Source organism: Pseudoalteromonas issachenkonii (assembly GCF_002310795.1).
GTDB lineage: Bacteria > Pseudomonadota > Gammaproteobacteria > Enterobacterales > Alteromonadaceae > Pseudoalteromonas > Pseudoalteromonas tetraodonis.
The window spans coordinates 439,876-463,992 of sequence record NZ_CP011030.1; the positions used below are offsets into that span (position 1 = coordinate 439,876).

General features: G+C 41.3%; 28 protein-coding genes and 3 tRNA genes. 18 read left to right on the forward strand and 13 right to left on the reverse strand.

Going from position 1 to position 24,117, the window contains the following annotated elements:
• The first annotated feature begins 30 nt into the window (after nt 1-30).
• From PISS_RS01960 to PISS_RS01980, 5 genes are read left to right on the forward strand one after another with little or no spacing between them, the layout of a single operon-like run.
• Nucleotides 31-1,032, forward strand: a complete 1,002-nt coding sequence (locus PISS_RS01960; RefSeq protein ID WP_058154110.1) for an FAD-dependent oxidoreductase — start codon at nt 31-33, stop codon at nt 1,030-1,032.
• A 7-nt stretch (nt 1,033-1,039) separates the two neighbouring features.
• Nucleotides 1,040-1,234, forward strand: coding sequence for a sulfur carrier protein ThiS (gene thiS / locus PISS_RS01965; RefSeq protein WP_013463959.1), 195 nt, complete (start codon nt 1,040-1,042; stop codon nt 1,232-1,234).
• 4 nt (nt 1,235-1,238) lie between these two features.
• Nucleotides 1,239-2,030: a thiazole synthase gene (locus PISS_RS01970; protein WP_013463960.1), complete on the forward strand. Its 792-nt coding sequence runs from the start codon at nt 1,239-1,241 to the stop codon at nt 2,028-2,030.
• A gap of 12 nt (nt 2,031-2,042) precedes the next feature.
• Nucleotides 2,043-3,569: a thiamine phosphate synthase gene (thiE, locus tag PISS_RS01975; protein ID WP_058154111.1), complete on the forward strand. Its 1,527-nt coding sequence runs from the start codon at nt 2,043-2,045 to the stop codon at nt 3,567-3,569.
• A 4-nt stretch (nt 3,570-3,573) separates the two neighbouring features.
• The gene (locus tag PISS_RS01980) at nt 3,574-4,329 is read left to right on the forward strand and encodes a HesA/MoeB/ThiF family protein (protein ID WP_198147826.1); all 756 of its coding nucleotides are present in this window, start codon (nt 3,574-3,576) and stop codon (nt 4,327-4,329) included.
• Between the two features lie 108 nt (nt 4,330-4,437).
• Here the strand turns inward: PISS_RS01980 and asd are convergent, their stop codons facing one another.
• Together asd and rsgA are read right to left on the reverse strand one after the other, a co-directional pair.
• Complete coding sequence (gene asd, locus PISS_RS01985; protein WP_024601662.1) at nt 4,438-5,304, reverse strand: archaetidylserine decarboxylase; 867 nt, start codon at nt 5,302-5,304, stop codon at nt 4,438-4,440.
• Between the two features lie 14 nt (nt 5,305-5,318).
• Nucleotides 5,319-6,377: a small ribosomal subunit biogenesis GTPase RsgA gene (gene rsgA / locus PISS_RS01990; protein ID WP_013463964.1), complete on the reverse strand. Its 1,059-nt coding sequence runs from the start codon at nt 6,375-6,377 to the stop codon at nt 5,319-5,321.
• Nucleotides 6,378-6,499: 122 nt separating this feature from the next.
• Here rsgA and orn point away from each other — a divergent pair, with 122 nt between their 5' ends.
• From orn to PISS_RS02010, 4 genes are all read left to right on the forward strand, one after another.
• The gene (gene orn / locus PISS_RS01995) at nt 6,500-7,045 is read left to right on the forward strand and encodes an oligoribonuclease (RefSeq protein ID WP_028834530.1); all 546 of its coding nucleotides are present in this window, start codon (nt 6,500-6,502) and stop codon (nt 7,043-7,045) included.
• Between the two features lie 174 nt (nt 7,046-7,219).
• Nucleotides 7,220-7,295 (forward strand) — tRNA-Gly (locus PISS_RS02000).
• A gap of 207 nt (nt 7,296-7,502) precedes the next feature.
• A tRNA-Gly gene (locus PISS_RS02005) sits at nt 7,503-7,578 on the forward strand.
• A gap of 106 nt (nt 7,579-7,684) precedes the next feature.
• Nucleotides 7,685-7,760, forward strand: a tRNA-Gly gene (locus PISS_RS02010).
• 311 nt (nt 7,761-8,071) lie between these two features.
• On the opposite strand, the gene PISS_RS02015 is transcribed toward PISS_RS02010, so the two are convergent.
• From PISS_RS02015 to PISS_RS02025, 3 genes are all read right to left on the reverse strand, one after another.
• A complete protein-coding gene (locus PISS_RS02015; RefSeq protein WP_058154113.1) occupies nt 8,072-8,500 on the reverse strand; it encodes a secondary thiamine-phosphate synthase enzyme YjbQ in 429 nt (142 codons plus the stop codon).
• A complete protein-coding gene (locus PISS_RS02020; RefSeq protein WP_013463966.1) occupies nt 8,497-8,964 on the reverse strand; it encodes a chemotaxis protein CheX in 468 nt (155 codons plus the stop codon). The genes PISS_RS02015 and PISS_RS02020 overlap by 4 nt, the downstream gene beginning before the upstream one ends.
• Before the next feature lie 63 nt (nt 8,965-9,027).
• A complete protein-coding gene (locus PISS_RS02025; protein WP_013463967.1) occupies nt 9,028-9,462 on the reverse strand; it encodes a transcriptional repressor in 435 nt (144 codons plus the stop codon).
• 92 nt (nt 9,463-9,554) lie between these two features.
• On the opposite strand from PISS_RS02025, the gene PISS_RS02030 reads away from it, so the two are divergent.
• The 8 genes from PISS_RS02030 (at nt 9,555) to PISS_RS02065 (ending at nt 15,059) form a co-directional block, all read left to right on the forward strand.
• Nucleotides 9,555-10,175 (forward strand): MarC family protein, encoded by a 621-nt coding sequence (locus PISS_RS02030; RefSeq protein WP_008115498.1) that lies wholly within the window; start codon nt 9,555-9,557, stop codon nt 10,173-10,175.
• A gap of 123 nt (nt 10,176-10,298) precedes the next feature.
• Nucleotides 10,299-11,231, forward strand: a complete 933-nt coding sequence (gene dusA / locus PISS_RS02035; protein ID WP_036955956.1) for a tRNA dihydrouridine(20/20a) synthase DusA — start codon at nt 10,299-10,301, stop codon at nt 11,229-11,231.
• 236 nt (nt 11,232-11,467) lie between these two features.
• The gene (locus tag PISS_RS02040; protein WP_058154114.1) at nt 11,468-12,148 is read left to right on the forward strand and encodes a PspA/IM30 family protein; all 681 of its coding nucleotides are present in this window, start codon (nt 11,468-11,470) and stop codon (nt 12,146-12,148) included.
• 10 nt (nt 12,149-12,158) lie between these two features.
• On the forward strand, nt 12,159-12,365 hold the full coding sequence (locus tag PISS_RS02045; protein WP_013463970.1) for a PspC domain-containing protein: 207 nt from the start codon (nt 12,159-12,161) through the stop codon (nt 12,363-12,365).
• 10 nt (nt 12,366-12,375) lie between these two features.
• A complete protein-coding gene (locus PISS_RS02050) occupies nt 12,376-12,702 on the forward strand; it encodes a hypothetical protein (RefSeq protein ID WP_016900286.1) in 327 nt (108 codons plus the stop codon).
• Nucleotides 12,703-12,780: 78 nt separating this feature from the next.
• Nucleotides 12,781-13,290, forward strand: coding sequence for a copper chaperone PCu(A)C (locus PISS_RS02055; RefSeq protein ID WP_013463972.1), 510 nt, complete (start codon nt 12,781-12,783; stop codon nt 13,288-13,290).
• 8 nt (nt 13,291-13,298) lie between these two features.
• Nucleotides 13,299-14,285 carry a DUF2333 family protein gene (locus PISS_RS02060; RefSeq protein ID WP_013463973.1) on the forward strand — a complete coding sequence of 329 codons (987 nt, stop codon included), beginning with the start codon at nt 13,299-13,301 and terminating at the stop codon, nt 14,283-14,285.
• A 3-nt stretch (nt 14,286-14,288) separates the two neighbouring features.
• The gene (locus PISS_RS02065) at nt 14,289-15,059 is read left to right on the forward strand and encodes a TIGR04219 family outer membrane beta-barrel protein (protein WP_013463974.1); all 771 of its coding nucleotides are present in this window, start codon (nt 14,289-14,291) and stop codon (nt 15,057-15,059) included.
• A 76-nt stretch (nt 15,060-15,135) separates the two neighbouring features.
• On the opposite strand, the gene PISS_RS02070 is transcribed toward PISS_RS02065, so the two are convergent.
• Both PISS_RS02070 and PISS_RS02075 read right to left on the reverse strand, forming a co-directional pair.
• Nucleotides 15,136-16,017, reverse strand: coding sequence for a TIGR03899 family protein (locus PISS_RS02070; protein ID WP_058154115.1), 882 nt, complete (start codon nt 16,015-16,017; stop codon nt 15,136-15,138).
• The gene (locus tag PISS_RS02075) at nt 15,986-16,534 is read right to left on the reverse strand and encodes an SRPBCC family protein (RefSeq protein ID WP_058154116.1); all 549 of its coding nucleotides are present in this window, start codon (nt 16,532-16,534) and stop codon (nt 15,986-15,988) included. The genes PISS_RS02070 and PISS_RS02075 overlap by 32 nt, the downstream gene beginning before the upstream one ends.
• A gap of 289 nt (nt 16,535-16,823) precedes the next feature.
• On the opposite strand from PISS_RS02075, the gene PISS_RS02080 reads away from it, so the two are divergent.
• Nucleotides 16,824-19,007: a YgiQ family radical SAM protein gene (locus PISS_RS02080; protein ID WP_058154117.1), complete on the forward strand. Its 2,184-nt coding sequence runs from the start codon at nt 16,824-16,826 to the stop codon at nt 19,005-19,007.
• A gap of 77 nt (nt 19,008-19,084) precedes the next feature.
• Here PISS_RS02080 and mgtE read toward each other — a convergent pair whose 3' ends face one another.
• From mgtE to PISS_RS02110, 6 genes are all read right to left on the reverse strand, one after another.
• Nucleotides 19,085-20,443: a magnesium transporter gene (gene mgtE / locus PISS_RS02085; protein WP_024601347.1), complete on the reverse strand. Its 1,359-nt coding sequence runs from the start codon at nt 20,441-20,443 to the stop codon at nt 19,085-19,087.
• Nucleotides 20,444-20,582: 139 nt separating this feature from the next.
• The gene (locus PISS_RS02090; protein ID WP_013463979.1) at nt 20,583-20,855 is read right to left on the reverse strand and encodes an HPr family phosphocarrier protein; all 273 of its coding nucleotides are present in this window, start codon (nt 20,853-20,855) and stop codon (nt 20,583-20,585) included.
• A 24-nt stretch (nt 20,856-20,879) separates the two neighbouring features.
• The gene (gene rapZ, locus PISS_RS02095; protein WP_010390558.1) at nt 20,880-21,722 is read right to left on the reverse strand and encodes an RNase adapter RapZ; all 843 of its coding nucleotides are present in this window, start codon (nt 21,720-21,722) and stop codon (nt 20,880-20,882) included.
• A 19-nt stretch (nt 21,723-21,741) separates the two neighbouring features.
• Nucleotides 21,742-22,194 carry a PTS IIA-like nitrogen regulatory protein PtsN gene (gene ptsN, locus PISS_RS02100; RefSeq protein ID WP_013463980.1) on the reverse strand — a complete coding sequence of 151 codons (453 nt, stop codon included), beginning with the start codon at nt 22,192-22,194 and terminating at the stop codon, nt 21,742-21,744.
• 4 nt (nt 22,195-22,198) lie between these two features.
• Complete coding sequence (gene hpf, locus PISS_RS02105; protein ID WP_010390562.1) at nt 22,199-22,486, reverse strand: ribosome hibernation promoting factor; 288 nt, start codon at nt 22,484-22,486, stop codon at nt 22,199-22,201.
• Between the two features lie 26 nt (nt 22,487-22,512).
• Nucleotides 22,513-24,012, reverse strand: coding sequence for an RNA polymerase factor sigma-54 (locus PISS_RS02110; protein ID WP_024601344.1), 1,500 nt, complete (start codon nt 24,010-24,012; stop codon nt 22,513-22,515).
• Nucleotides 24,013-24,117 lie beyond the last annotated feature (105 nt).

Genomic DNA, 24,117 nt, shown 5'->3' on the forward strand with positions numbered 1-24,117 from the left:
CGCAGCTCGCAGCTAAATGTAGGAGTGTTTATGTTTTATAACATTGCTGTGGTGGGCTTTGGTTTAGCAGGGCGGTTGGCCGCGCTTGAGTTAAGTAAGCAACATCGTGTTACCGTATTTGAAGCCGATGATGAACATACTCAGAACAGTGCCGGTAAAGTGGCAGCAGCGATGCTAGCCCCCCTAGCTGAGTCTGTTATGTGCGAACGTGAATTGGCTTTAATGGGAGTAGATTCTATTACTCGATGGCCTGCTATTTTAGAACAACTAAATAGCGAGGTATTTTTTCAACAGCAAGGTACCCTAGTGGTTGCTCATCCGCAGGATAAAGGCGACTTACAAAGCTTTGCACAGCGAATCAAGCCGTTACTAAATTTTAGTGCTCAAGCAATTAATGCACAGCAAATTGAGCAACTAGAACCTGAACTGGCTGGTCGATTTAGCCAAGGCCTATTTTTGCCCGGTGAAGCGCAGATAGATAACCAAGCCTTTTACAACGCCAGTTTTAGGTTGCTAAATAAGCGTAAAGTAAAGTTTGTATTTAATCAGCGCGCCAGTATTTTTGATAATAAAGTGAATAATCGAGAGTTTGATTACATTATTGATTGCAGAGGGCTTGGAGCTAAACAAGATCAGCCACTTCGAGGTGTGCGCGGGGAAGTGGCAAGGTTATACGCCCCTGAGGTTAACTTAACGCGGCCTGTGCGATTAATGCATCCGCGTTACCCTATTTATATTGCACCTAAACCTAATCATGAATATGTCATAGGGGCAACGGAGATCGAATCGCAAGATACAGGTCCTGCAACTGTGCGCTCAACCCTTGAACTATTATCGGCGGCCTACACTGTTCACAGTGGTTTTGCCGAAGCGCGATTATTAAATATTCAAACAGGCTTACGCCCAGCGTTTAGCGATAATCGCCCACAGGTAAAAAAAACGAGCAAGGTTATCAGTATCAATGGCTTGTATCGCCACGGCTATATGTTGGCACCCGCGCTTGTGGCACAAGCATTATCGCAAATAGAGTGAGTATTAAATGAACATTACAATTAATGGTGAGCCTTTAAATGTGACTAGCCATGCGCTGCTGGAAATAGTAAAAAACGTGGGTGCAATGGCGCCTTATGCCGTGGCTGTAAATGGAGAGTTTATTCCTCAGAGTCGCCATAGCCACGTTGTTATAAATGAAGGTGACAGTATTGAGTTATTGTCACCTATCCAAGGTGGATAGTGCTATGCAAAGCAAAGACTGTTTAACAATTTATGGTGAGCCAATCAATAGTCGCTTGCTAATTGGATCTGCGTTATATCCGTCACCAGATATAATGACGCAATCAATTAAAGCCTCAGGTGCTGAGATAGTCACCGTGTCACTTAGGCGACAACAAAACGCGGCGGCAGGGAATGATTTTTGGCAATTAATTAAAAACACCGGTTTAAAAATACTGCCTAATACTGCCGGATGCCACAGCGTCAAAGAGGCTATTAACCTAGCTAAAATGTGCCGAGAAGTATTTGCTACCGATTGGATAAAACTTGAATTAATAGGCGATGACTATAATTTACAGCCCGATCCCTTTGCATTACTTGAAGCCACAAAAATATTGATTGATGATGGGTTTAAAGTACTGCCTTATTGCACTGATGATTTAGTGCTGTGTCAGCGCTTGAATGGATTAGGCTGTGAGGTGCTAATGCCGTGGGGCGCGCCTATTGGCACCGGTAAAGGATTGTTAAATAGTTATAATTTAAAAACCATTAGAGAACGCCTGCCTAATACAACATTAATTGTTGATGCCGGGTTAGGTTTACCATCGCATGCCTGCCAAGCACTTGAATTAGGGTATGATGCGGTATTATTAAATTCAGCCATTGCAGGGGCGGGTTGCCCAGTGACTATGAGCCGTGCATTTAAAGCTGCGGTAGAGGCAGGGCGCTTTGCATACAATGCCAAAGCAATGCCCGAAAAAGACGTTGCAACCCCCTCAACCCCAACAATGGGTATGCCATTTTGGCATCAGCAGTAAGGAAATAAAAATATGACAAACGTAGTGTGGACAATTGCTGGCTCTGATTCTGGCGGCGGCGCGGGTATTCAAGCCGATATTAAGGCAATGCAAAGTTTTGGTGTACATGCTTGTACAGCAATCACCGCGCTTACCGCTCAAAATAGCTTAGGTGTAGAGGCTATTAATGCAGTGTCTACCGATATTATTGAATCTCAGTTGCTTGCACTTGAAAAAGACATGAAAGCCAAAGTGATAAAAATTGGCATGCTTGCCAATGTGCAGCAAATTCAGTTAATTAGTGAGCACATAAGCCATTACAAAGCCAAATGGCCAACCCCGCCGGTTATTGTGTATGACCCTGTGGCTATTGCCTCAAGCGGTGACTTACTAACAGAAGAAGACACCGTAAGCGCGATAAAAGAATGTTTACTACCGCTGGTGGATGTGATTACCCCAAATACCCACGAAACACAGTTATTAACGGGTGTGTATTTAATTGGCCCTGCAGCGATTAAAGAAGCGGCGAGTAAGCTGATGGCGTGGGGCGCAAAAGCGGTGGTGATTAAAGGCGGACATTGGGATTACCCAAGCGGGTATTGCATTGATTACTGCACACAAAACGGTGAAGACTATTGGCTAGGTAATGAAAAAATTCAAGTTCCTCATAGCCATGGTACAGGGTGCAGTATGGCGTCGGTAATTGCTGCGTGTCTTGCAAAAGACTACCCGCTAAAAGATGCGTTTATTTTAGCTAAAGCCTATATAAATCAAGGGTTAAAGAAATCTGTTCGCTATGGCGAGGGCATAGGGCCGGTCGCACAAACGCAGTTTCCTACCGATTTAGCGCATTACCCTCAGGTGATTGAACCGGGTAGCTGGTTAGGTGATGAGTTGGATTTTGATGTGCCGCTTGATTTTAATATGGCTGCTGATTTTGCAGCCTGTGAAAGTAAAAAGCTTGGCCTATATGGCGTGGTTGATAGCATTGAATGGCTAGAAAAGTGCTTACAGCAAGGAATTAAAACAGCTCAGCTTCGTGTTAAAAATAAAACGCAGAATGAGCTAGATGAACTGATTGCCAAAGCGGTCACCTTGGGTGAGCAGTATAATGCGCAGGTATTTATAAATGATTACTGGCAACTTGCCATCAAACATGGCGCCTATGGGGTGCATTTAGGGCAAGAAGACTTAGAGAGTGCAAACTTAGTTGCTATAAAAGAAGCAGGCCTGCGACTTGGTCTCTCTACCCATGGGTTTTATGAAATGCTACGCGCGCATAATTATCGCCCAAGCTACATGGCGTTTGGTGCTATTTACCCAACGACGACCAAAGACATGACAGGGCAAATACAAGGGCTTGAAAAGCTCAATAAATTTGCACCGCTTATGCAGAGTTACCCTACAGTCGCTATTGGCGGTATTGATTTAAGCCGCGCAACTGAAGTGGCAAATACGGGGGTTGGTAGCGTAGCTGTGGTACGTGCCATTAGTGAAGCGCCTGATCATGTTTCAGCAATTAGATCACTGCAAACCGCGATTAATACGAAACATGACTGATACGTTGCAAACGTTAAATGACAAAGAAACCTTGCGTTATAGCCGCCACATATTACTTGATGAAGTGGGGCTTGACGGGCAGTTAATGCTGAAACGTTCAACGGTTGCCGTAGTTGGTGCAGGTGGCTTAGGTAGTCCTGCGCTGCTGTATTTAGCGGCAGCTGGCATTGGGTCGCTTATTTTAATTGATGACGATGTAGTTGAACTGTCTAACTTGCAGCGCCAAGTGCTCTATAAAGTAAATCATTTGGGGCAAAACAAAGTTCGCGCGGCTGGAAAAGTGCTTGCGAGCCTTAACAATCAAATAAATATAATAACCCACACTCAAAAGCTGGATGATACCAACAGTGCGTTGCTCTTAAAAAACGCCGACATAGTGCTTGATTGCTCTGATAACTTTAGTACCCGTTATTCGGTTAATCTCTATTGCATTGCTAATAACATTCGCTTAATTACAGGGGCTGCGCTGGCAACTCAAGGGCAATTAATGGGGTTTGATTTTAGACAAAGTGACAGCCCATGTTACGGCTGTGTTTTCCCTCAAAGTAGCGATGCACCGGTTATAAACTGTAGTAATGCCGGGGTAATTAGCCCTTTACTTGGGATTGTTGGGTCAATGCAGGCACAATTAACCCTCAATATGTTGTTAGGTCATTTTAAAGGGAATGTGTTTATAACGTTTGACGCATTAAGCTTAAAGCAACAGCATTTTAAGATGACTAAGGATTTAGCGTGTAAAGAGTGTGGCGGGTATGAGTAATGAAAAGCTTGGCTTTTAACGTGAGTAAGCTCTCCGTCTACAAGAAAAGAACACCGCGGTTATTGAAAATAAACGCGGTGTTTTTTAAGCTCGAACTGACACTACCTATTAATCATCAATTTTTGCAAAGGCAGTGCCTAAACGAGTAACTACCTCTGGGAGTTGATCGTCTAATATTTCTGCTTTGTTCGCACCCCATGCGAGCACAACCGTTGAGCCTAATTTAAAGCGACCCATTTCTTCCCCTTTCTTAAGGGTGATCGCGTTTTCGCCTTTAGTTGGGTAGTTCCAGCTAAACACATCACTGCCAGCTGGTGGAGTCACTGTGCCAGCCCAAATAGTTTCTATGCTGGCAACAATGGTTGCGCCTACTAAAACCATAGCTAGCGGGCCAATTTCAGTTTCAAAAATAGCCACTACACGCTCGTTACGGGCAAATAAATTTGGTACGTTTTGAGCGGTAAGTGGGTTTACTGAAAATAAATCGCCCGGTACATAAATCATTTTGCTTAGCGTGCCATCAATTGGCATATGAATACGGTGGTAATCTTTTGGTGCCAAGTAAATAGTTGCAAATTTACCGCCTAAAAACGGGGTTGTGTCGTCTTGTGATCCACCTAACAATGCTTGTAAGCTGTAATCGTGGCCTTTAGCTTGAATAAGTTGACCATCAACAATGTCGCCTAGTTGGCTAATTGCGCCGTCTACTGGATGAATAATAATTTCTTCATCTTCAACCATAGGACGCACACCGTCTTTTAACGGACGGGTAAAAAATTCATTAAAGCTTTTGTAATGAGCCGGATCTGAATATTTAGCTTCGCTCATATCTATTTTATATTGTTTAATAAATAATTTAATTAATGTGGTTGTTAACGCACCGGCTTTTGCTGCAGCAAGTTTACCTACCACACGAGAAATAAAGTGTTTTGGCATGGCATACTGCATGGCGATTTTAAATTTATCTAAACTCACAGGTTATTCCCTTATTATACGCGGGGCGCACGAGCGCCTGCACGGCCATCGGCCATGGTTTCTAAAATACGGTGGTAGCTTTCAAAGCGTAATTTTGAAATATCGCCATCGGCTACCGCTTGTTTAATTATACAGCCCGGATCGTTTAAATGTTTACAATCTCTAAACCGGCATCCGCCTATAAATTCTCTAAATTCTTTAAAGCACCAAGTGACGCGTTCAACATCTAAATGCCATAGACCAAATTCACGAATTCCCGGTGAGTCAATTAAATTACCCCCACTCGGTAAATGATGAAGGCGCGATACCGTGGTGGTGTGCTGGCCAAGCCCGCTGTTTTCAGACACTTCTTTAGTCAAAATTTCAGCATCTGGCAGTACAGTGTTAACTAAGGTAGATTTACCCACGCCACTTTGACCAACAAAAATATTGTTTTTGCCCGCAAGTACTTCTTTTAACTCATTAATGCCTTCGCCAGTTATATTACTAACTAGCAGCACCTGATAATTAAGCTTACGGTAAATGTCGAGGATTTGTTGTATTTCGTTTAAACCCGCTTCATCAATTAAATCAATTTTATTAAGTACTAAAATGGGTTCGATACCCATGTCTTCACAGGCAATTAAATAGCGGTCAATAATGCTCGGGGTAAACTCTGGCAGTACCGCTGAAACCATTAAAATTTGATCAATGTTAGCGGCAATCACTTTAACCCCATCATAAAAATCGGGGCGCGTGAGTTGTGAACGGCGCTCTTGAGTTGCTTCAATAACACCCGCTAAATCACCTTCACTTACTTTTGCACGGCGAAACAATACTTCATCGCCGCAAACCAAGTTCGATACGGTACGACGAATATTACAACGTAATACATCACCGTTTTGTGTTTCTACATCGGCATGTTGTCCAAAGCGGCTAATAACAATCGCATTTTCCACTTGACCTAAATTATCTGTTTGCCATTCTTGCGCGCCGACTTTTGCCGGTTTTGTATCGGCATTCGATAAGCGCTTTTGATGATTAGCCTTGATCCTACGGGATTGGCCTTTACTTAATTTTTTCTGTTTTGCCACTTGAGGCCTATAACCTGAGTTAAATGCCGAGTTTGCCAAAAAAAGCTTTAGCTCGACGGTTGATGCTAATATGATATATCGAAATGCGTTGGATCTAAAGAAAAGCACCGTTTAAGGTAATTATGACTATTAATAAATCAAATTTAATTTGGCTCGATCTGGAAATGACCGGACTTGAACCAGAGACTGACAAAATACTTGAAATTGCAACTGTTGTCACTGACGCTGATCTGAATATATTAGCCGAAGGCCCAACCATTGCCATTCATCAAAGTGATGAACTACTTGATGGTATGGATGAGTGGTGTACAACTCAGCATGGCAAATCAGGGCTTACAGCGCGTTGTAAGGCAAGTACTTTCGATGAAGCTTATGCCGTTGATCAAACCCTCGCGTTTTTAAAGCAATGGGTGCCAGCGGGTGCTTCACCTATGTGTGGTAACTCGATTGGCCAAGATCGTCGTTTTATGAATAAGTATATGCGTGAGCTTGAAGACTTTTTTCATTACCGTAATTTAGATGTAAGTACCATTAAAGAACTTGCTCGTCGTTGGAAACCAGATGTATTGGCTCAAGTGAATAAAAAAGGGTCACATTTAGCGTTAGACGACATTAAAGATTCGATTATGGAATTAAAGGTTTACCGAGAAAAGTTTTTTAATTTATAAAAAATACTTGCAAAGCACCCTAATTATTGTAGAATCCTGCCCCGCTCAAGACGATAACCCCCGCGGGGTTAGTGTGTTTGAGCTTTGACTTTTGAATGCGGCACTAGCTCAGTTGCCAGAATGTTGAACGCGACCTGTCGCGCACCAACGGACAAATTACTGACTATTTTGAATGCGGCACTAGCTCAGTTGGTAGAGCGCGACCTTGCCAAGGTCGAGGTCACGAGTTCGAGCCTCGTGTGCCGCTCCAATTTCTCACCAAAGAAATTGTAGTTCAAGATGAAAAGTTAAAATTGATATAATGCGGCACTAGCTCAGTTGCCAGAATGTAGGACGCGACCTGTCGCGCACCAACGGACAAATTACTGACTATTTTGAATGCGGCACTAGCTCAGTTGCCAGAATGTAGGACGCGACCCGTCGCGCACTAACGGACGAATTACTGACTATTTTGAATGCGGCACTAGCTCAGTTGGTAGAGCGCGACCTTGCCAAGGTCGAGGTCACGAGTTCGAGCCTCGTGTGCCGCTCCAATTTCTCACCAAAAGAAATTGTAGTAGAAATAAAGATTCAAGATGAAAGGCGAAAGGAACAAGGTTTAATTTTGACAGAACCTAGGACCTAGAATCTTCATATAATGCGGTACTAGCTCAGTTGGTAGAGCGCGACCTTGCCAAGGTCGAGGTCACGAGTTCGAGCCTCGTGTACCGCTCCAATCTTATTTACTTTCCAGATATTCATTTTTAAATAGCAAACAATAATCCACACGTTAATCATTATAAATTTAATTTATATAATTTTTATTAGATTTGAAGTGCTCAATGGATGCGAACGATCTGTGTTGTAATACCAATCCGCAATAATACTCAATCATTTTGCGGGGCTAAACGTGTCGCTATCTGTGTTAAAAAATTCTCATTTAGAACAACTAAATAGCGAATTTTTTGCCTAGCTATCAACCCGTTTTTCCTGCCTCAAAATAGACCGCTTAATTAAGCGAATTGGTATAAAACCTAAAACCTAGCTCTAAAACGTTTCGCCTTGCAAAGTGGCAATAATACGCCTAGACCCACCATGGTCGCGATGTTCGCCTAAATATATTCCTTGCCAAGTCCCCAGCGCTAATTGACCATCATTAATAGGTATCGTTAACTCGCAACCTAAAGTGCTGGTTTTAATATGAGCAGGCATATCATCATCGCCCTCATAGTCATGACGATAATAAGGCTGGCGCTCAGGTACAAACTGATTGAAGTGGCTTTCCATATCCATACGCACGGTCGGATCGGCATTTTCATTAATGGTTAAGCTGGCAGAGGTGTGTTGAATAAATAAGTGTAATAACCCTATTTTTAGTTGGCTCAGCTGTGGGAGTTTAGTCAGTATGTCGTTATCAATTAAGTGAAAGCCCCGCGAGCGAGGCTTTAATGTAATCGTGGTTTGCGACCAGCTCATAGCTTATCGAAGCTCACTTCAATGTTTGCATTACCTGCATCACTGGTAAATGGCATAATAATTTTTTTGCCGTCACTTTTATGCGTAATAGTATGGTTTTTGCCAGACACAACAATGGGGGTTGCCATGGCAAAGTCATAGCCTTTTTCACCTAATAGGTTTTTAGCACCACCGGTGACCATATTGGTTATTTCGCCGACCATGTCAGTGACTTCTTCATTTACGCTGTCAGGTCGCTCACCTAACATACGTTCCATAATCGTAAGCGCTAAACTTTCGTCGAAGGTTATTGAAAATGAACCGCGAGTTTGGGGGCCAACCATACCAATTAATCCCGATACATCACCACAGGCTACTTCATCGGTTTTAATGCGAGGTTTACCTGGTTTTAACTGAGTTTGAGCCATGGTGCTCAATACATTCATCAAAGAAGATAAAAAGGGATTAATGAACTCTACATTCATATTATATATCCTTAAATTGGTACTGATAGAGGGTATACGTAAAGTATAGCTATAGTCGCTCAGCTATGCTCGACAAGCGTCACATTTACCGTGTGCTTCTATGGTTTGCCCAGAAACTACAAAGCCACTTTCGGCTGCTAAATTATTGAGCTCATGTGAAATTACTGTTGAATGCAGCTCTTTAACAAACCCACATGTATCACAAATTAGTAATTGAACAGGATGAATATGATCAAAGTGATGACACAACATGAATGCGTTAGTGCTTTCAATTTTATGAATAAAACCGAGTTCTGCTAAAAAGTCTAAAGCACGATAAATTGTCGCAGGTTTTGCGCCTGTTTCAGTGACTTTTAATTGCTCTAGCAAATCGTATGCACCCACACCACCTTGAGCGCTTGCTAATAAACGAAATACCTTTTCGCGAATAGGTGTGAATCGCGCACCACGGTTGTCGCATACTTGTTTTGCTTTACTTACGAGTGATTCTATATTCATCTTCTCTCATCCTTACTTTGCCGTGATATACTAACATACTGTATTGTAGTTGCAGCGTTTTATTAACCGCTTTTGTGAAAAGGTATTCATTAATGCATGAACTATTAGCCATATTTATTTTCTTTTTTGCAGTTATCGATCCAATCGGCACAATTCCGGTTTTTATCGCCGTAACTCGGGGTGATGACGACAAGTTTAAGCGTAAAGTAATTTTTAAAGCAGTGGGTGTATCTGCTTTAGTACTGTTATTTTTTGTGGTTGCCGGTGAGCAATTACTCAATGTGATTGAGATTCCACTATCGGCATTTCAAATAGCCGGTGGGTTGATCTTATTAATTTTTGCACTCTCCATGACGTTTGGTGAAAGTAAACCCGAAGCTGAAATTAAAAGTGTTCGCGATAGCACTGAAACCGCTATTTTTCCGCTGGCTATACCCTCAATTGCAAGCCCAGGCGCTATGTTAGGTGCTGTATTAATGACGCGTAATGAAGAATATACCTGGGTTGAACAAATGATTACCTCATCAATGATGCTGGCCGTTTTAGTGGTGGTACTTATTTTGTTATTACTTGCTACGCATGTACATAAAATAATAGGTGATAGTGGGGCAAGTATTATTAGTCGAATTATGGGGTTAATTTTAAGCTCAGTCGCAGTAACGAATATTTTAAACGGTATCGCACAATACTTTGGCTTGCAGGTGTTTGCTTAATATTGCTGCGCATGGGGCTTTTGTGTAAAATGCAGCGCCTTTTAAGCTGTGCTTAAATTATAAATTTTTGAGGACTACATTTTGGATAAACGTACTTTAAATCGACGCTTTTCTGTTGCCCCCATGCTCGATTGGACTGATCGCCATTGTCGTACGTTTCATCGTAAAATGACAAAGCACACCGTGCTCTACACTGAAATGATCACCACAGGTGCTATTTTGTTTGGCCGTGGTGACTATTTGCACTTTAATCAACATGAAGGCCCAGTAGCGCTGCAGCTGGGGGGCTCAGATCCGCAAGCGCTAGCACAGTGTGCCAAGCTTGCAGGTGAGCGCGGTTATGATGAAATAAACCTTAACGTAGGTTGTCCGTCTGATCGTGTGCAAAATGGGCGTTTTGGTGCCTGTTTAATGGCAGAGCCCGAGCTTGTGGCAGAGTGTGTTGCTGCAATGAAAAGTGAAGTCAGTATTCCTGTTACGGTAAAAACGCGCATTGGTATTGATGAGCAAGATTCCTATGAATTTTTATGTGCGCTTATTGAAGCATCGCATAAAGTAGGCTGTGATGATTTTATTATTCATGCCCGTAAGGCATGGCTAAAAGGATTGAGTCCAAAAGAAAATCGCGAAGTTCCTGAGCTTAACTACCCCCGCGTTTACCAGCTTAAAAAAGATTATCCACAACTTGATTTAAGTATTAATGGCGGTGTTAAAACCATTGAGCAAAGCCTTGAGCATTTACAGTACATAGATGGAGTGATGGTTGGGCGAGAGGCTTACAGCAATCCATTTATGCTAAATGAAGTGGATGAAAAAATATATGGTGATGCTGCTAATACTCAGTCACGTCATGATGTTGTGCGCTCTATGTATGATTACATTGAAGAAGAGATGCGTTTAGGCGCTAACTTTTGGCATGTTGCTCGCCATATGTTGGGTATTTTTCAGGGACAACCCGGTGCGCGTGGTTTTAGACGCCATTTATCTGAAAATGGCCATGGCAAGCAAGCTGATTTGAGTGTTATGGATAAAGCACTAAGTTACGTACCCGAATAACAGATCCTCTGTATAGAAAAAAGCCACCTCAGGTGGCTTTTTTTGATCCCAAATTTTGGTCAAAAGTTTACTTTATTAGCCAATTCGACTTAATTTCATTCAGTGGCGAGTCATTAATTTACCTACTTAAAATAACTTAACCACATGATATTTAATGAAAATAAAACCATTTTAAGTTATTGGCATAACTCTTGGAATCCTGTTGATGTATAAATAAAAATCATCAGGAGAATAACATGGGCATATTTAACCGCGTAAACGACGTCATTCAAGCAAATATTGTAGCTATGCTTGATAAAGCAGAAGACTCAGAAAAGTTACTCAATTTAATGCTTACTGAAATGCAAGAAGCGCTTAATGAGTGTCGTAGTACGGCAGCTGCACTTTTATGTGAAGAAAAGAGCATTAAACGTCAAATAAGTAACAAACAGCAAGCGATCGCAAATTGGCAATTAAAAGCTGAGCATGCTGTGACAAAAAAACGTGACGATTTAGCTAAATCAGCATTAGCCGAAAAACACACAGTTGAACAAAGCATAGGGTGCTTGCAAACGCAGCTTGAAACATTGCAGCAATCAATTGTAAAAATCACTGAAGACTGCGAGCGCTTACAGCAAAAAATGACGCAGGCAAAAGCAAAGCAAGCACAACTTGCAAAGCGTGAAAACGTAGTTGAGGCAAGGGCAAAAATAAATACGCAACTACAAAGCGATAAAGTGGCTTTTGCCTTATCACGATTTGAGCAAATAGAGCGCCGCGTTGAAAGTGTAGAGTCGCAAGTTGAAGCGTATGAGCTCACAGATACTGCGAGCAATACAGCTATGCAAATTGAGTCACTGGTTAAAAATGAAAAAATTGATGCAGAACTGGCTAGTTTAAAAGCAAGTTTAAATACTGCTAATAAACAAACAGCTTAAGGAGATTGTTATGAATAGTTTTAATACACACCGTCGTTGGTACAAAAATACGCTTAACAAAAAAATATCAGGCGTCTGTAGTGGGTTAGCTTACCGACTAGACTTTCCGGTATGGTCTACTCGCTTAGTGACTGTTTTATTATTTTTAAGTTTTCCGTTTGCAGTGGCGCTAGGTTATTTAATTGCTCACTGTTGCCTTGAAGAAAAAGCAGTGTAAGGAGAGCAGCATGAAAACATTCGCCGTGTGCCTAGTTATTGTTGCGTTGTTTTTAATTAATAGCGGTTCAATTATTCACTTTGATGTGTGGCAGTTTCCGCTATGGATCTCAGATATTAGCTGGACAGGTATAGAGCTCATTGGTGCATTAGTTGCTATTATCGTTGTTATTGCGATTGTTGCTTTAGTGACGATGGGGTTAGTTGGCGCGGCGATGGTGGCACTGGCTGGTACTATTTTAGCTTTTTTATTCGGATCATTGATGATTGCTTGGCCGTTATTGTTTGTAGCAGGGCTGTGTTGGTTAATCGCAGATAACAAAAAAGTCGTCTCTTGAGCTTAAATTAGCTGCCTAACATAGGGGAATTATGATAAATTTAAACTATATTTTTTTGTTTTAACAAGGATTTTACTGATGATTAAACAATGTATTTTGATAGCAAGTGCATTAATGGTGGGTGTTTTTTCGTCTTCGTTAATGGCGCACGAAGGACATGAACACGATAGTGTTGTTGCGCAGCTACAAGTAACACATGCGCAAGTAAGAGAGTTTTTGCCGGCAACCAAAGCGAGTGTGGCTTACTTTAGTATTAAAAACCACAGCAATGTACCAGCAACGTTGACTAAAGCGACAATTGATGGCCTAGGGCGTGTTGAAATTCATGAGCACGTTCACGCTGACGGTATGATGAAAATGCAAAAAGTCGAATCATTGCTTATTAAAGCTCACCAACAACTCGATTTTAAGCCAGGCAGCTATCATTTAATGGTGTTTGAACCACAAGAACCGTTAAAAGTAGGTCAAGAACGTAAACTCACGCTATATTTTGAAGACGGGAACCGAGTATTTACCAATGCAAAAGTCGTTTCGTTAGCCTCACAAGCAGAGCCGGTAAAAGCATCGAAAGATCATAGTCATCATTAGGAGGATAAATGTCACAGCATAAAGGAAAAATAATAACGGCACTGGTACTGTTATTTGTCGTGTTTTACGCCATTGCAGTGTACTGGAGTATAGAGCCTTCACGTTTTGATGTTGTGCAAAATGCTAAGCAACAAGCGCAGCAACGCAGTGAAAAACTAGTCACAGGTTATGTAACAACTTCAACACTCATCACTGTAGCTGATACGCTTTTAACTAAATCAGGCGGTTACTTATCAAATGATGTGCTACCACCGAGCGTAATAATGGACAATATGCCGGCCTGGGAGTATGGTGCGCTGGAAATGGTGCGTGATTTAGCGTTGTCTATGCGAAAAGATTTTAGCCGCTCACAATCGCAATCAACTGAACACGAAGCGCTCAAAAAAGCTCAGCCACAATTTAATATCAGCTCTGAAGCATGGGCATGGCCAAGTGCTGAGGGTGAATACCAAAAAGGAATTGATTATTTAATGGTATATCGTTCTCAAATAGCCAATCAGCATGAGCGCGATAGCCAATTTTACTCTCGTGCAGATAACCTACGCAGTTGGTTAAAAGAAGCTGAAAAGCGTTTAGGCAGCTTAAGTCAGCGTTTAAGTGCAAGCGTGGGTCAAGATAAGGTTAACACTGACCTCGCCGGTAACTCTTCAAATACACAGGCCACCTATACGCCTTTACAACAACAAATAAAAACATCATGGTGGGAAATTGATGATGTATTTTATGAGTCACGTGGTGCTACTTGGGCTTTACTGCACTTTTTACAGGCGGTTGAATATGATTTTGCCGATGTGCTTGATAAAAAGAACGCCCGTGTCAGCTTGCAACAAATTATACGCGAGCTTGAAGCAACCCAAGAAACGGTATGGAGCCCAATGATTTTAAACGGTAATGGATTTGGTTATGTCGCCAACCATTCACTTGTTATGGCAAATTATATTTCTAGAGCCAATGCGGCACTAATTGAACTTAGCGAATTATTAGCGCAAGGATAAAAAATGAAAAAGTATTGTATAGCAGCAGCCTTATCAATGGCATGTTTAGCCCCTGTAGCACAAGCCGACACTGTATTGGGTTTATATGTAGGGGTTGATGGTTGGAAAGCAGATAATGACGGTAGCTTTTCTGATAACAATAACGCCCTGCAAAACTTCAACTTTGAAGATGAAACTTTTGTAAGTTATTACGCTGCGCTTGAGCACCCAGTGCCATTAGTGCCAAACTTAAAGTTAAAATACACTGAGCTTGAATTAAACGGCTCAACAGTGCTTGAAGACACATTTAGTTTTAACGGTACTGATTATATTGTTGGCACTGATGTTAATTCAGTGACTGACTTATCGCACATTGATTATATTCTTTACTACGAGATTTTTGATAACGATTTAATCTCAATTGATTTAGGTCTTAATGCTAAGCAGTTTGATGGTGAGCTTGTTGTAACAGGTACATCACAACAAGGTGGCGCTAACTTTACTGAAATCGAAGAGTTCTCTGGTGTTGTGCCGTTAGTATATGGACGTTTTGAAGCGGGTTTACCATTTAGTGGTTTAAGTGTTTTTGCTGAAGGCAGCTTTTTAGCCATTGATGACAGTAAAGTACAAGATTACCAAATGGGTATTGCTTGGGAGTTTATTGATAACCTAGCGGTTGATGTTGCGGTTAAAGCGGGCTACCGCTCTATGGTTTTAGAACTTGATGATGTCGATGATATTAATACTGATATTGATGCATCGGGGCCGTTTGCCGGTATTCAGGTTCACTTTTAATTAAAGTATTATTTTGAGCCACCTTGTGTGGCTCTTATTTTTAAAAGCTAACACACGCTTTAGTCATCTCTGTTTGCTATTTTAAAGAATGCCAAACTAATTCAAACTCCCCTTCAAATGCTGAACCAATTAACTGTTTGTACACCTTGTTAATTGGGTAGTTCATTAATCTAAATAGTTCATCACCTGTTTGAGTAAACTTATAATAGCTAAGCACCAAATCGTTACTTTTTGCTTTTAAGGTTAGTTTTTGTGATAAAAAGGATAGGGTGAACTCTTGTCCTACTTTTAATGCCGCTGACTCTATTTCTTTACGATACAGCAAGTTTAAATCCATTAAAGTTAGTATGTCTGGAAAGCTCACGCCGCTTTTACCTATGCTTAATGACACTTTATTACCTTTACCTAGTAAATCAAATAACGAGGGTTTTTTGTAATACCCCAAGAATATTAGGTGGCTGCTATCCTTTTCGTTATACCCAGAAATAGACACGCACTTTCTTAATGAATCGGCTTCGCGCTGGGTCATGTGCTTGAGTGTTTGTAAACTTTTAATAGAAAAAGTACCAGGGCTAATGGTTTCGCCAGTAAAAATTTTTGCCCACAACACTTGCATAGATTGATTTGAGGTATCTTCACATAAGGCTATAAAGTGCTCTACCCAATCAGCATCGGGCTGTTTGGCGCAAGCAACATCAGGACAAAACTCCATTGCTAAGGCTAAAATAGTCTCAATATTTTGTTGCTGTTTAATCAGTAGTAAGTCTTGTCTTTTTTGAGCACGCGCTAAAATTGAATGCTCGCTATTAATACTATAAAGCGATTTGGCTTTACCTTGAGGATTATAGGTTTTTTCATCAATGGCAGGCGTATTACTCACTTTTGTGACCGAGTAACCTAGCAGTGACTCAATAATATTGGCAAGTTTAATCCTGGCTTGTGCGGTTTTGACTGTCATGGCTTTCCATTATTGCTTGTGCATCACTGAGTTGAGCGACCGTTTTTAAGTTATTTAGCCCTAGGGTCACTATATTACCTAATATATTTTCAGCAAATATAGCAACGTACCCAGAAATAAGCGGCATCGTTGCTTGTCCTTCTATATGCCACGTGACGATTTTTGTGTGCGGGCTAAATAGCAATTTGCTAGTGATAATATGCTCTTGATTAAATAACACACTAAATACAACTTCATTATCGCTTAATGACGATATTGTCATTTCGCCATTGCCCCATTTACCTTCCCAAGATTGGTAGGCTCCTGCGCCAGAGCTCGGTTCTCCAATATTAAACTTAATATTAGGGTCTATTTGTTGCCACGGCGACCATTTATACCACTGGGTAAAGTCCTCTACTAATGACTTTATTACGGGAGCGCGTGCGTTAATCTTTATACTTTTTTGCACATGATAATTTTGTGGTAACAATAATCCAACGACAACAAAAACCAGGAGTAAAATGATTGAAAACTGCATTATTTTTTTAAGTAGTTTAATAGGTATTCCTCATCTATTTTAATTTACAGCGTCTATCAATTATTAATAATTTAATAGTTTAACGAAGTCGCGGTTGCTTTTGATCTATTTTATCTACCTTGTATTATTCCAAAAGCAGACATTAGCCGTAATAAGTTTAGATGATTTATTAGTTTTAGTAATGCCATAAAGGTAAACAATTTTTAATCAGCGCTTTCATTTTGTGCTATATCAACGGGGATGTCGATAGGGTATAATTCGCGCCTTTTGTTATTGAACGGCCAATTTTATGAGCACATTAAAAGCTGATCGCGCCTTATTCTCATACCCCAAGTATTGGGCTGAGTGTTATGGCACAGCTCCATTTTTACCAACAACACGCGAAGAAATGGACGCGCTTGGGTGGGATAGCTGCGATATTATTATTATTAGCGGTGATGCTTATGTAGACCATCCTAGTTTTGGGATGGCCGTAATTGGCCGAGTGCTAGAAGCGCAAGGTTTTAGAGTGGGTATTATTGCTCAACCAGATTGGAACTCTAAAGATGCGTTTATGGCATTGGGTAAGCCTAACTTATTTTTTGGTATTACAGCCGGTAATATGGACTCGATGATCAATCGTTACACCGCTGAAAAACGAATGCGCCATGATGACGCATACACACCAGGAAATGTCGGCGGTAAACGCCCAGATCGCGCAGTGATCATTTATTCACAACGCTGTCGTGAAGCCTACAAAGATGTGCCATTAGTGTTAGGGGGCATTGAAGCCAGTCTGCGCCGTATTGCTCATTATGATTACTGGCAAGAAAAAGTACGTCGTAGCGTATTATTTGACGCTAAAGGCGATATTTTAATTTATGGTAATGCCGAACGCCCGTTAGTTGAAGTAGCGCATCGTATCGCTGCCGGTGAAACCATCGATACCATACAGGATGTTAGAGGCACGGCAGTTATTCGTAAAGAGCCTTTACCTGGTTGGCGTGGCAGTGACTCAACAGCCATTGATAAAATTGGTAAAATAGACCCTATTCCTAATCCTTATGGCGCGGATGATGTGGGCTGTGCTAAATCAGAATTTAAGCAAGCCGGCATCGATTTACAAGCAGAAGCTGCAAAACCAATTACCATCCAGCCTGCTTGTCCTAAGCCGTGGGAAAAAACTTACGTTAAACTGCCGGCATTTGAGCAGGTTAGCGTTAATAAGCCTTTGTATGCCCATGCATCACGTATTTTACATCAAGAAACCAACCCAGGTTGTGCAAGGGCGTTATTTCAGCGTCATGGCGATCGTTCTATTTGGGTGAATCCGCCGGCTTATCCGCTTGAAACTCAGGAAATGGATGACGTGTTTGGTTTACCTTACCAGCGTATACCACATCCAAGTTATGGCGATAATAAAATCCCTGCTTACGATATGATTAAAACGTCGGTAAATATTATGCGCGGCTGTTTTGGCGGCTGTTCGTTTTGTTCTATTACCGAGCATGAGGGGCGCATAATACAAAGCCGTTCACAAGAATCGATTATCGAAGAAATTGAACAAATTAGAGATAAAGTGCCGGGCTTTACTGGGGTTATTTCTGATTTAGGTGGGCCAACTGCAAATATGTACAAACTGCGTTGTACCAGTAAAAAAGCAGAGAGTACGTGCCGTCGCTTGTCATGTGTGTATCCTGATATTTGTAAGCATATGGATACCGATCACACACCCACTATCGACTTATATAAAAAAGCGCGTGAGGTCAAAGGGATCAAAAAGATCTTAATTGCTTCGGGCGTGCGTTATGACCTTGCAGTACGTGATCCTCGTTACGTTAAAGAGCTAGTAACCCATCATGTTGGTGGATATTTAAAAATAGCACCCGAGCACACAGAAGACGGCCCATTATCAAAAATGATGAAGCCGGGTATGGGCGCCTATGATGAATTTAAAGCGTTATTTGATAAGTACTCAAAAGAAGCGGGTAAAAAGCAGTATTTAATTCCATACTTTATTTCTGCTCACCCGGGGACTAAAGATGAAGACATGGTAAACATGGCTTTGTGGCTGAAATCGAATGATTTTAAGCTTGATCAGGTACAAAACTTTTATCCATCACCGATGGCCAACGCTACCACCATTTACCACACAGAAATGAACTCGCTACGTAATATTAAAAATAATACGGAGCAAGTACCTGTGCCTAAGGGAGCGCGCCAACGTCGTTTGCATAAAGCAATTTTACGCTATCACGATCCTGCCGGTTGGCCAATGATCCGCGAAGCCCTGCGTAACATGGGCAAAGCCAAGCTTATTGGTAAAGGACCTAACTGTTTAGTCCCTGAAGAAGGGCGAGATGAAAGACAAACCAAAGGCGGAAAAGGTAACAAGGGCGGTCGTCCTGCGCTGACTCGTCATACTGGCTTTAGCCAGTTTAAAAAAGCCAACACTAAACCTAAGGTAGGTGGTAATCGCCAGCGCGCTAAGTAGCCTTAACTTATGTAAAGTAACTATCGGCTTAAACAAAAACACCGCGTATTGATGCGGTGTTTTTGTTTATAAAAAGATTAAATCAATAACCAAGTCGCAGTACCTAAGAAGGCAAATATACCAACAATATCAGTTACCGTGGTTAGTACCACACTGCCTGCAAGTGCTGGATCTATTTTCATTTTTTTAAGCAATAGTGGGATACTAGCACCCGCAATACCTGCTGCAACTAAATTCATAAACATAGCAAACGCTAAAACACCACCGAGTTTGAAATCCCATTGCCAAAGCGCAACGACACCGGCAATTAGGATAGACCAAACCATACCGTTAATCGCGCCGATAGCGAGTTCTTTTAATAATAAAAAACGTTGGTTAGTTTGGTTGATATGGCCCACCGCGATACCGCGAATAACCAAAGTTAAGGTTTGGCTGCCTGCAACCCCACCCATTGACGGGACAATACCATTGAGCACAGCAAGAATTGGTAATATAGCTAAGGTGTTTTCAAAAAAGCTCGCCACAATTGCAGCCAGCAATGCAGTTAGTAAGTTTACACCCAGCCAAATTGAGCGCTTTTTAGAGCTTTTCAACACAGGTGCAAAGGTATCTTCTTCATCATCTAAACCCGCTAAACCCAGTAAACTGTGCTCAGCGTCTTCACGAATAACATCAACGATATCATCAATGGTGATCCGCCCAAGCAAGTGTGCGTTGTCATCAACAACCGGTGCCGATATCCAGTTATGACGCTCAAACAATTGTGCAACTTCGCTCTCATCCATTGAAATAGGAATAGACTCACAGTCTTCATCCATTAAATCATGAACAATTTTTTCAGGGGGGTTGGTTAATAAAGTGCTCAGCGATAGGGCGCCTAAAAAGCAGTTATTTTCATCAACCACATATAAGTCATCTGTACCCTCAGGTAATTCGCCGCGTAAGCGAATATAACGCAGTACCACATCTAGAGTCACATCGGGGCGAATAGTAACGGTATCTATATTCATCAATGCGCCAGCAGAGCGCTCTTGATACGATAAAGCCTGCGTTGCACGTTCTCTATCTTGAATATCCATAGCGCTAACAACATCTTTATAAACGGTGTCAGGTAGGCTACGTAGTACTTCCCCTAAGTCATCATGGCCCATGTCTTCGGTTGCGGCAGCAATGTGCTCGGGTGCCATTTGCGCAATAATGCCCAAACGTACATCTTCAGACAGCTCTTCAAGCACATCACCTTGTACATCAGGATCAACAAGCTGCCAGAGCATACGGCGAATTTTATGCGGGGATGATTCTAAAAGAAGTGCGGTATCACAAGGCGCCGTTTTTGCCAGCATGCGTCTAACTTGAACAAATTGACCACTATTTAGTGACTTAGTCACCTGTTTTAGTTGTTGTAGTGGAATATCTTGTTCTAAAGCTTCAGGCATTGGCGTCCTTAATTAAATTGTATTACATGCTGGAAGGGTATAAATGCTATTCAATTTTAGTTTATCTTACTTTATGTGAGCAAACTACCTCAACCACTATTAACCTAAGCTTAGGATGATGAGTTAATAATGAACTTTTTTATTCTTGCTCATTAAATCGTTGGTCGATGAGTTCACCTATTGCGCTAAGTGCAGGCTCAGCGTCGGGGCCTTCGCATACCACCTTAACTTCTTTGCCTTGGCTGCTTTCGAGTAACATAAGTGCCAGCACGCTATCGCCAGCGGCTTGTTTGTCATCTTGAAATAAAGTGATTGTGGCATCAAATTGCACAGAAAGCTGAGCTAATACTGTCGCCGCTCTAGCGTGTAATCCTAATTTGTTTTTTATTAAAAATGTATTTTCTAAGCGCATGACATGTTCTCGCAAGCTTTGATTTTATTCTTGTTCTCGGTGGCGAATTTTTACATTAGGATGACTCATTGCAAAGCTTTCGCCAATGGTTTGCGCTAAATAAACAGAGCGGTGTTGCCCACCGGTACAGCCAATTGCAATGGTTAAGTAGCTGCGGTTATTTCGTTCTAAATGCGGCAGCCATGTTTGCACAAATGTTTGAATTTGCCATGTAAATTTTTGCACTATGCTGTGACTTGCTAGGTAGTCTTTTACTGGTTGATCCAGCCCCGTAAGTGGCTTAAGTTCAGGCTCCCAATGCGGGTTTGGTAAAAAACGGGCATCGAATACGTAATCTGCTTCTTTAGGGATGCCGTGTTTAAAACCAAATGACTCAAAGGTAATGATCAGTTGTTTATCTTTTTTTCCGAGTATTTTTTCACGAATAGATTCAGCAAGCTGATGCACACTTAAATCCGTGGTATCAATCATATAATCAGCACGGTTAATCAATACATCAAGTAGTTGTTTTTCTTTTTTTATGGCTAAATCAAGCGGCAAAGAATCAATAGATAAAGGGTGGAGACGTCGCGTTTCTGAAAAACGTTTTATTAATGTTTGATCGTCACTGTCTAAATAAAATACCGTTGGTTTAGTAAAACCAGGTAAATATTCAATGATTTCATTAAACTGCTGTTGCTCTTTAGGTAGATTACGCACATCAACACTCACGGCAATTTTATTATAACTGTCGGAAACACTGCGCACTAATGATGGTAATAAATTAAGTGGAATATTGTCTACACAATAATAACCTAAGTCTTCCACAACGCGTAACGCCACAGATTTACCTGAGCCTGAACGACCGCTTATAATTATTAATTCCATTTATCACCTTTCTTTATTACTACGATTGACTGACGATAACCTGATACAGTTCGCTATCCGATTTGGCGGCGCGTAACTGTTTACAAAATTCTTTATCATTGAGCTTATCAGCAATCGTGGCTAGCGTCTTCAAATGCTGCTGATTATCGCCATCGGGAACAATTAACGCGACAAAAATGTCAACCGGTCGGTTATCAATCGCATCAAAATTAATAGCTGTTTCGCTCACTAAAATCAAAGCAAGGGGCTCTTGAGCACCACTCATGCGACCATGTGGAATAGCAATGCCTCGACCAATGCCTGTACTTCCAAGCTTTTCTCTTGCAGTTAATGCATTAAGAATATCTTGTTGTGTTAAATAGGGCAGCTTATTGTGAGCCAATTCACTGATAAATTCTAAAATTCTTTTTTTACTATTAAAAAGGACCGCAGCTTTACTGCAGTCCTGACAGATAAGTGAGCTTAGTTTCATAGTGTTAGTGTCGAGCAAGTTTCTCTTTGTGTTTAATTACTTGACGATCTAGCTTGTCAATGAGCGAGTCTATAGCGGCATACATATCTTGATGCTCAGTAGAGGCAAAAATCTCAGCGCCACTAACATGAACGGTTGCTTCAGCTTTTTGGTTTAGTTTTTCTACATCGAGAATAACGTGCACATTCGTTATGTGATCAGTGTGCCTCTGTAACTTCGAAAATTTACTATTTACGTAGTCTCTAAGCGAGTCGGTAATATCTACATGGCGACCAGTTAAATTCAGTTGCATAAACATTTTCCTCTTTGTTGTACGCCTTAAATCAAACTTTTACGTTGATTAGACGGGGGAATAGCTAGAGATTCGCGATATTTTGCAATGGTTCTCCTCGCTACTTTAATTCCTTGCTCTGCCAATATATCTGCAATTTTACTATCACTCAATGGTTTAGCTGAGTTTTCTGCAGCGATTAATTTTTTAATTAATGCACGTATTGCTGTTGATGAACATTCGCCACCATTTTCAGTACTTACATGGCTTGAAAAGAAATATTTAAGCTCAAAAATGCCACGTGGTGTATGCATGTATTTTTGCGTAGTAACACGCGATATAGTCGACTCATGCATTTCCACCATTTCAGCCACATCGTTAAGCACCATAGGCTTCATAGCCTCAGGACCGTGTTCAAAAAAGGCCTGTTGCTGCTGCACAATACAGTTGGTTACTTTAAGTAGCGTGTCATTTCTACTTTCTAAGCTTTTTATAAACCATTTAGCCTCTTGTAAGTGCGAGCGAATAAACTGGCTATCACCACTTGATTTAACCGTACGCGACATAGCTGCATATTGGCTATTTACTCTGATCTTAGGCATGCTATCTGGGTTTAATTCAACTACCCAACGACCTTTAACTTTTTTAACCGACACATCAGGAATAACGTATTCAGACTCTTCTCTGACAATAGTGTCTGCCGGTTTTGGGCTGAGCGTATGAATCAACGTCATGATTTCTTTAAGCTCATCTTCTTTAAGCTTTGTTTTTTTCATTAACGTGCGATAGTCACGTGCAGCAAGTAAATCAATATGATCGGTTAAGATCATTTTTGTTTCGTTTAAAAAAGGTGTGTCTTTATCAAATTGATTTAGCTGAATACACAAGCACTCTTGTAAACTACGCGCGGCTATTCCCACTGGATCAAATAGTTGAATACGCTTTAGTACCGCTTCTATTTCGTCAAGTTCAACTTCATCTTCGCCGTCGTTTTCTTGGTTAAAGCTTTCTAATATTTCTTCACAGCTAAGGGTTAGAATCCCTGAGTCGTCTACAGCTTCTACAATTGCAATAGCTATCGCTTCATCGGTAGGACTAAACGGCGTCAGTTGAAGTTGCCACATTAAATACTCATGCAGCGTTTCAGTCGAAGAGCCTTGATAAATAGATTCATCTTCTGGCATTGGGCCCGATGAAGAGGCAGGCGCAGCGCTCATATATTCATCCCAAGTAACATCCATAGCCATATCATCGCTAATAGTGTCTTTGGTCATTGCTTCGCCGCTATCTTGCTCATACTCGCTAGGTTTATCGTCAGCTGAGGCACTTAGCGTTAAGTCATCGTTATCGGCTTTTTGTTCGTTTTTACCTGCAGTGTCTTCGCTGTAATCGTGTTCTTCAACTTCAAGCAAGGGGTTGCTATCGAGCGCTTCTTGAATTTCTTGCTGGAGATCCAATGTACTGAGTTGCAATAAGCGAATTGCTTGTTGCAACTGTGGAGTCATTGTAAGTTGCTGGCCCATGCGCAGCTGTAATGATTGCCTCATGTATCTCTAACAATCCTTTTAAATTACGGTCTGTTGACCTTTACGGATTAAAATTTGTTCAAACTAGGGGCGGTTTAATTGCGGCGCGAGGTTTGTAACCTAGTG

Bases quoted from the DNA above. Each gene is read 5' to 3' on its own strand.
- thiE (WP_058154111.1), top strand. From the start codon at position 2,043: ATGACAAACGTAGTGTGGACAATTGCTGGCTCTGATTCTGGCGGCGGC.
- PISS_RS02045 (WP_013463970.1), top strand. From the start codon at position 12,159: ATGAATAGTTTTAATACACACCGTCGTTGGTACAAAAATACGCTTAAC.
- PISS_RS02110 (WP_024601344.1), bottom strand. From the start codon at position 24,012: ATGAGGCAATCATTACAGCTGCGCATGGGCCAGCAACTTACAATGACT.
- PISS_RS02090 (WP_013463979.1), bottom strand. From the start codon at position 20,855: ATGCGCTTAGAAAATACATTTTTAATAAAAAACAAATTAGGATTACAC.
- PISS_RS02040 (WP_058154114.1), top strand. From the start codon at position 11,468: ATGGGCATATTTAACCGCGTAAACGACGTCATTCAAGCAAATATTGTA.
- hpf (WP_010390562.1), bottom strand. From the start codon at position 22,486: ATGCAACTGAATTTAACTGGTCGCCATGTAGATATTACCGACTCGCTT.
- PISS_RS02075 (WP_058154116.1), bottom strand. From the start codon at position 16,534: ATGCAGTTTTCAATCATTTTACTCCTGGTTTTTGTTGTCGTTGGATTA.
- rapZ (WP_010390558.1), bottom strand. From the start codon at position 21,722: ATGGAATTAATAATTATAAGCGGTCGTTCAGGCTCAGGTAAATCTGTG.
- PISS_RS02025 (WP_013463967.1), bottom strand. From the start codon at position 9,462: ATGAATATAGAATCACTCGTAAGTAAAGCAAAACAAGTATGCGACAAC.
- mgtE (WP_024601347.1), bottom strand. From the start codon at position 20,443: ATGCCTGAAGCTTTAGAACAAGATATTCCACTACAACAACTAAAACAG.
- PISS_RS02015 (WP_058154113.1), bottom strand. From the start codon at position 8,500: ATGAGCTGGTCGCAAACCACGATTACATTAAAGCCTCGCTCGCGGGGC.
- dusA (WP_036955956.1), top strand. From the start codon at position 10,299: ATGCTCGATTGGACTGATCGCCATTGTCGTACGTTTCATCGTAAAATG.
- PISS_RS02065 (WP_013463974.1), top strand. From the start codon at position 14,289: ATGAAAAAGTATTGTATAGCAGCAGCCTTATCAATGGCATGTTTAGCC.
- orn (WP_028834530.1), top strand. From the start codon at position 6,500: ATGACTATTAATAAATCAAATTTAATTTGGCTCGATCTGGAAATGACC.
- PISS_RS01970 (WP_013463960.1), top strand. From the start codon at position 1,239: ATGCAAAGCAAAGACTGTTTAACAATTTATGGTGAGCCAATCAATAGT.
- PISS_RS02055 (WP_013463972.1), top strand. From the start codon at position 12,781: ATGATTAAACAATGTATTTTGATAGCAAGTGCATTAATGGTGGGTGTT.
- PISS_RS02050 (WP_016900286.1), top strand. From the start codon at position 12,376: ATGAAAACATTCGCCGTGTGCCTAGTTATTGTTGCGTTGTTTTTAATT.
- thiS (WP_013463959.1), top strand. From the start codon at position 1,040: ATGAACATTACAATTAATGGTGAGCCTTTAAATGTGACTAGCCATGCG.
- PISS_RS01960 (WP_058154110.1), top strand. From the start codon at position 31: ATGTTTTATAACATTGCTGTGGTGGGCTTTGGTTTAGCAGGGCGGTTG.
- ptsN (WP_013463980.1), bottom strand. From the start codon at position 22,194: ATGAAACTAAGCTCACTTATCTGTCAGGACTGCAGTAAAGCTGCGGTC.
- PISS_RS02030 (WP_008115498.1), top strand. From the start codon at position 9,555: ATGCATGAACTATTAGCCATATTTATTTTCTTTTTTGCAGTTATCGAT.
- PISS_RS02070 (WP_058154115.1), bottom strand. From the start codon at position 16,017: ATGACAGTCAAAACCGCACAAGCCAGGATTAAACTTGCCAATATTATT.
- PISS_RS02020 (WP_013463966.1), bottom strand. From the start codon at position 8,964: ATGAATGTAGAGTTCATTAATCCCTTTTTATCTTCTTTGATGAATGTA.
- PISS_RS02060 (WP_013463973.1), top strand. From the start codon at position 13,299: ATGTCACAGCATAAAGGAAAAATAATAACGGCACTGGTACTGTTATTT.
- PISS_RS02080 (WP_058154117.1), top strand. From the start codon at position 16,824: ATGAGCACATTAAAAGCTGATCGCGCCTTATTCTCATACCCCAAGTAT.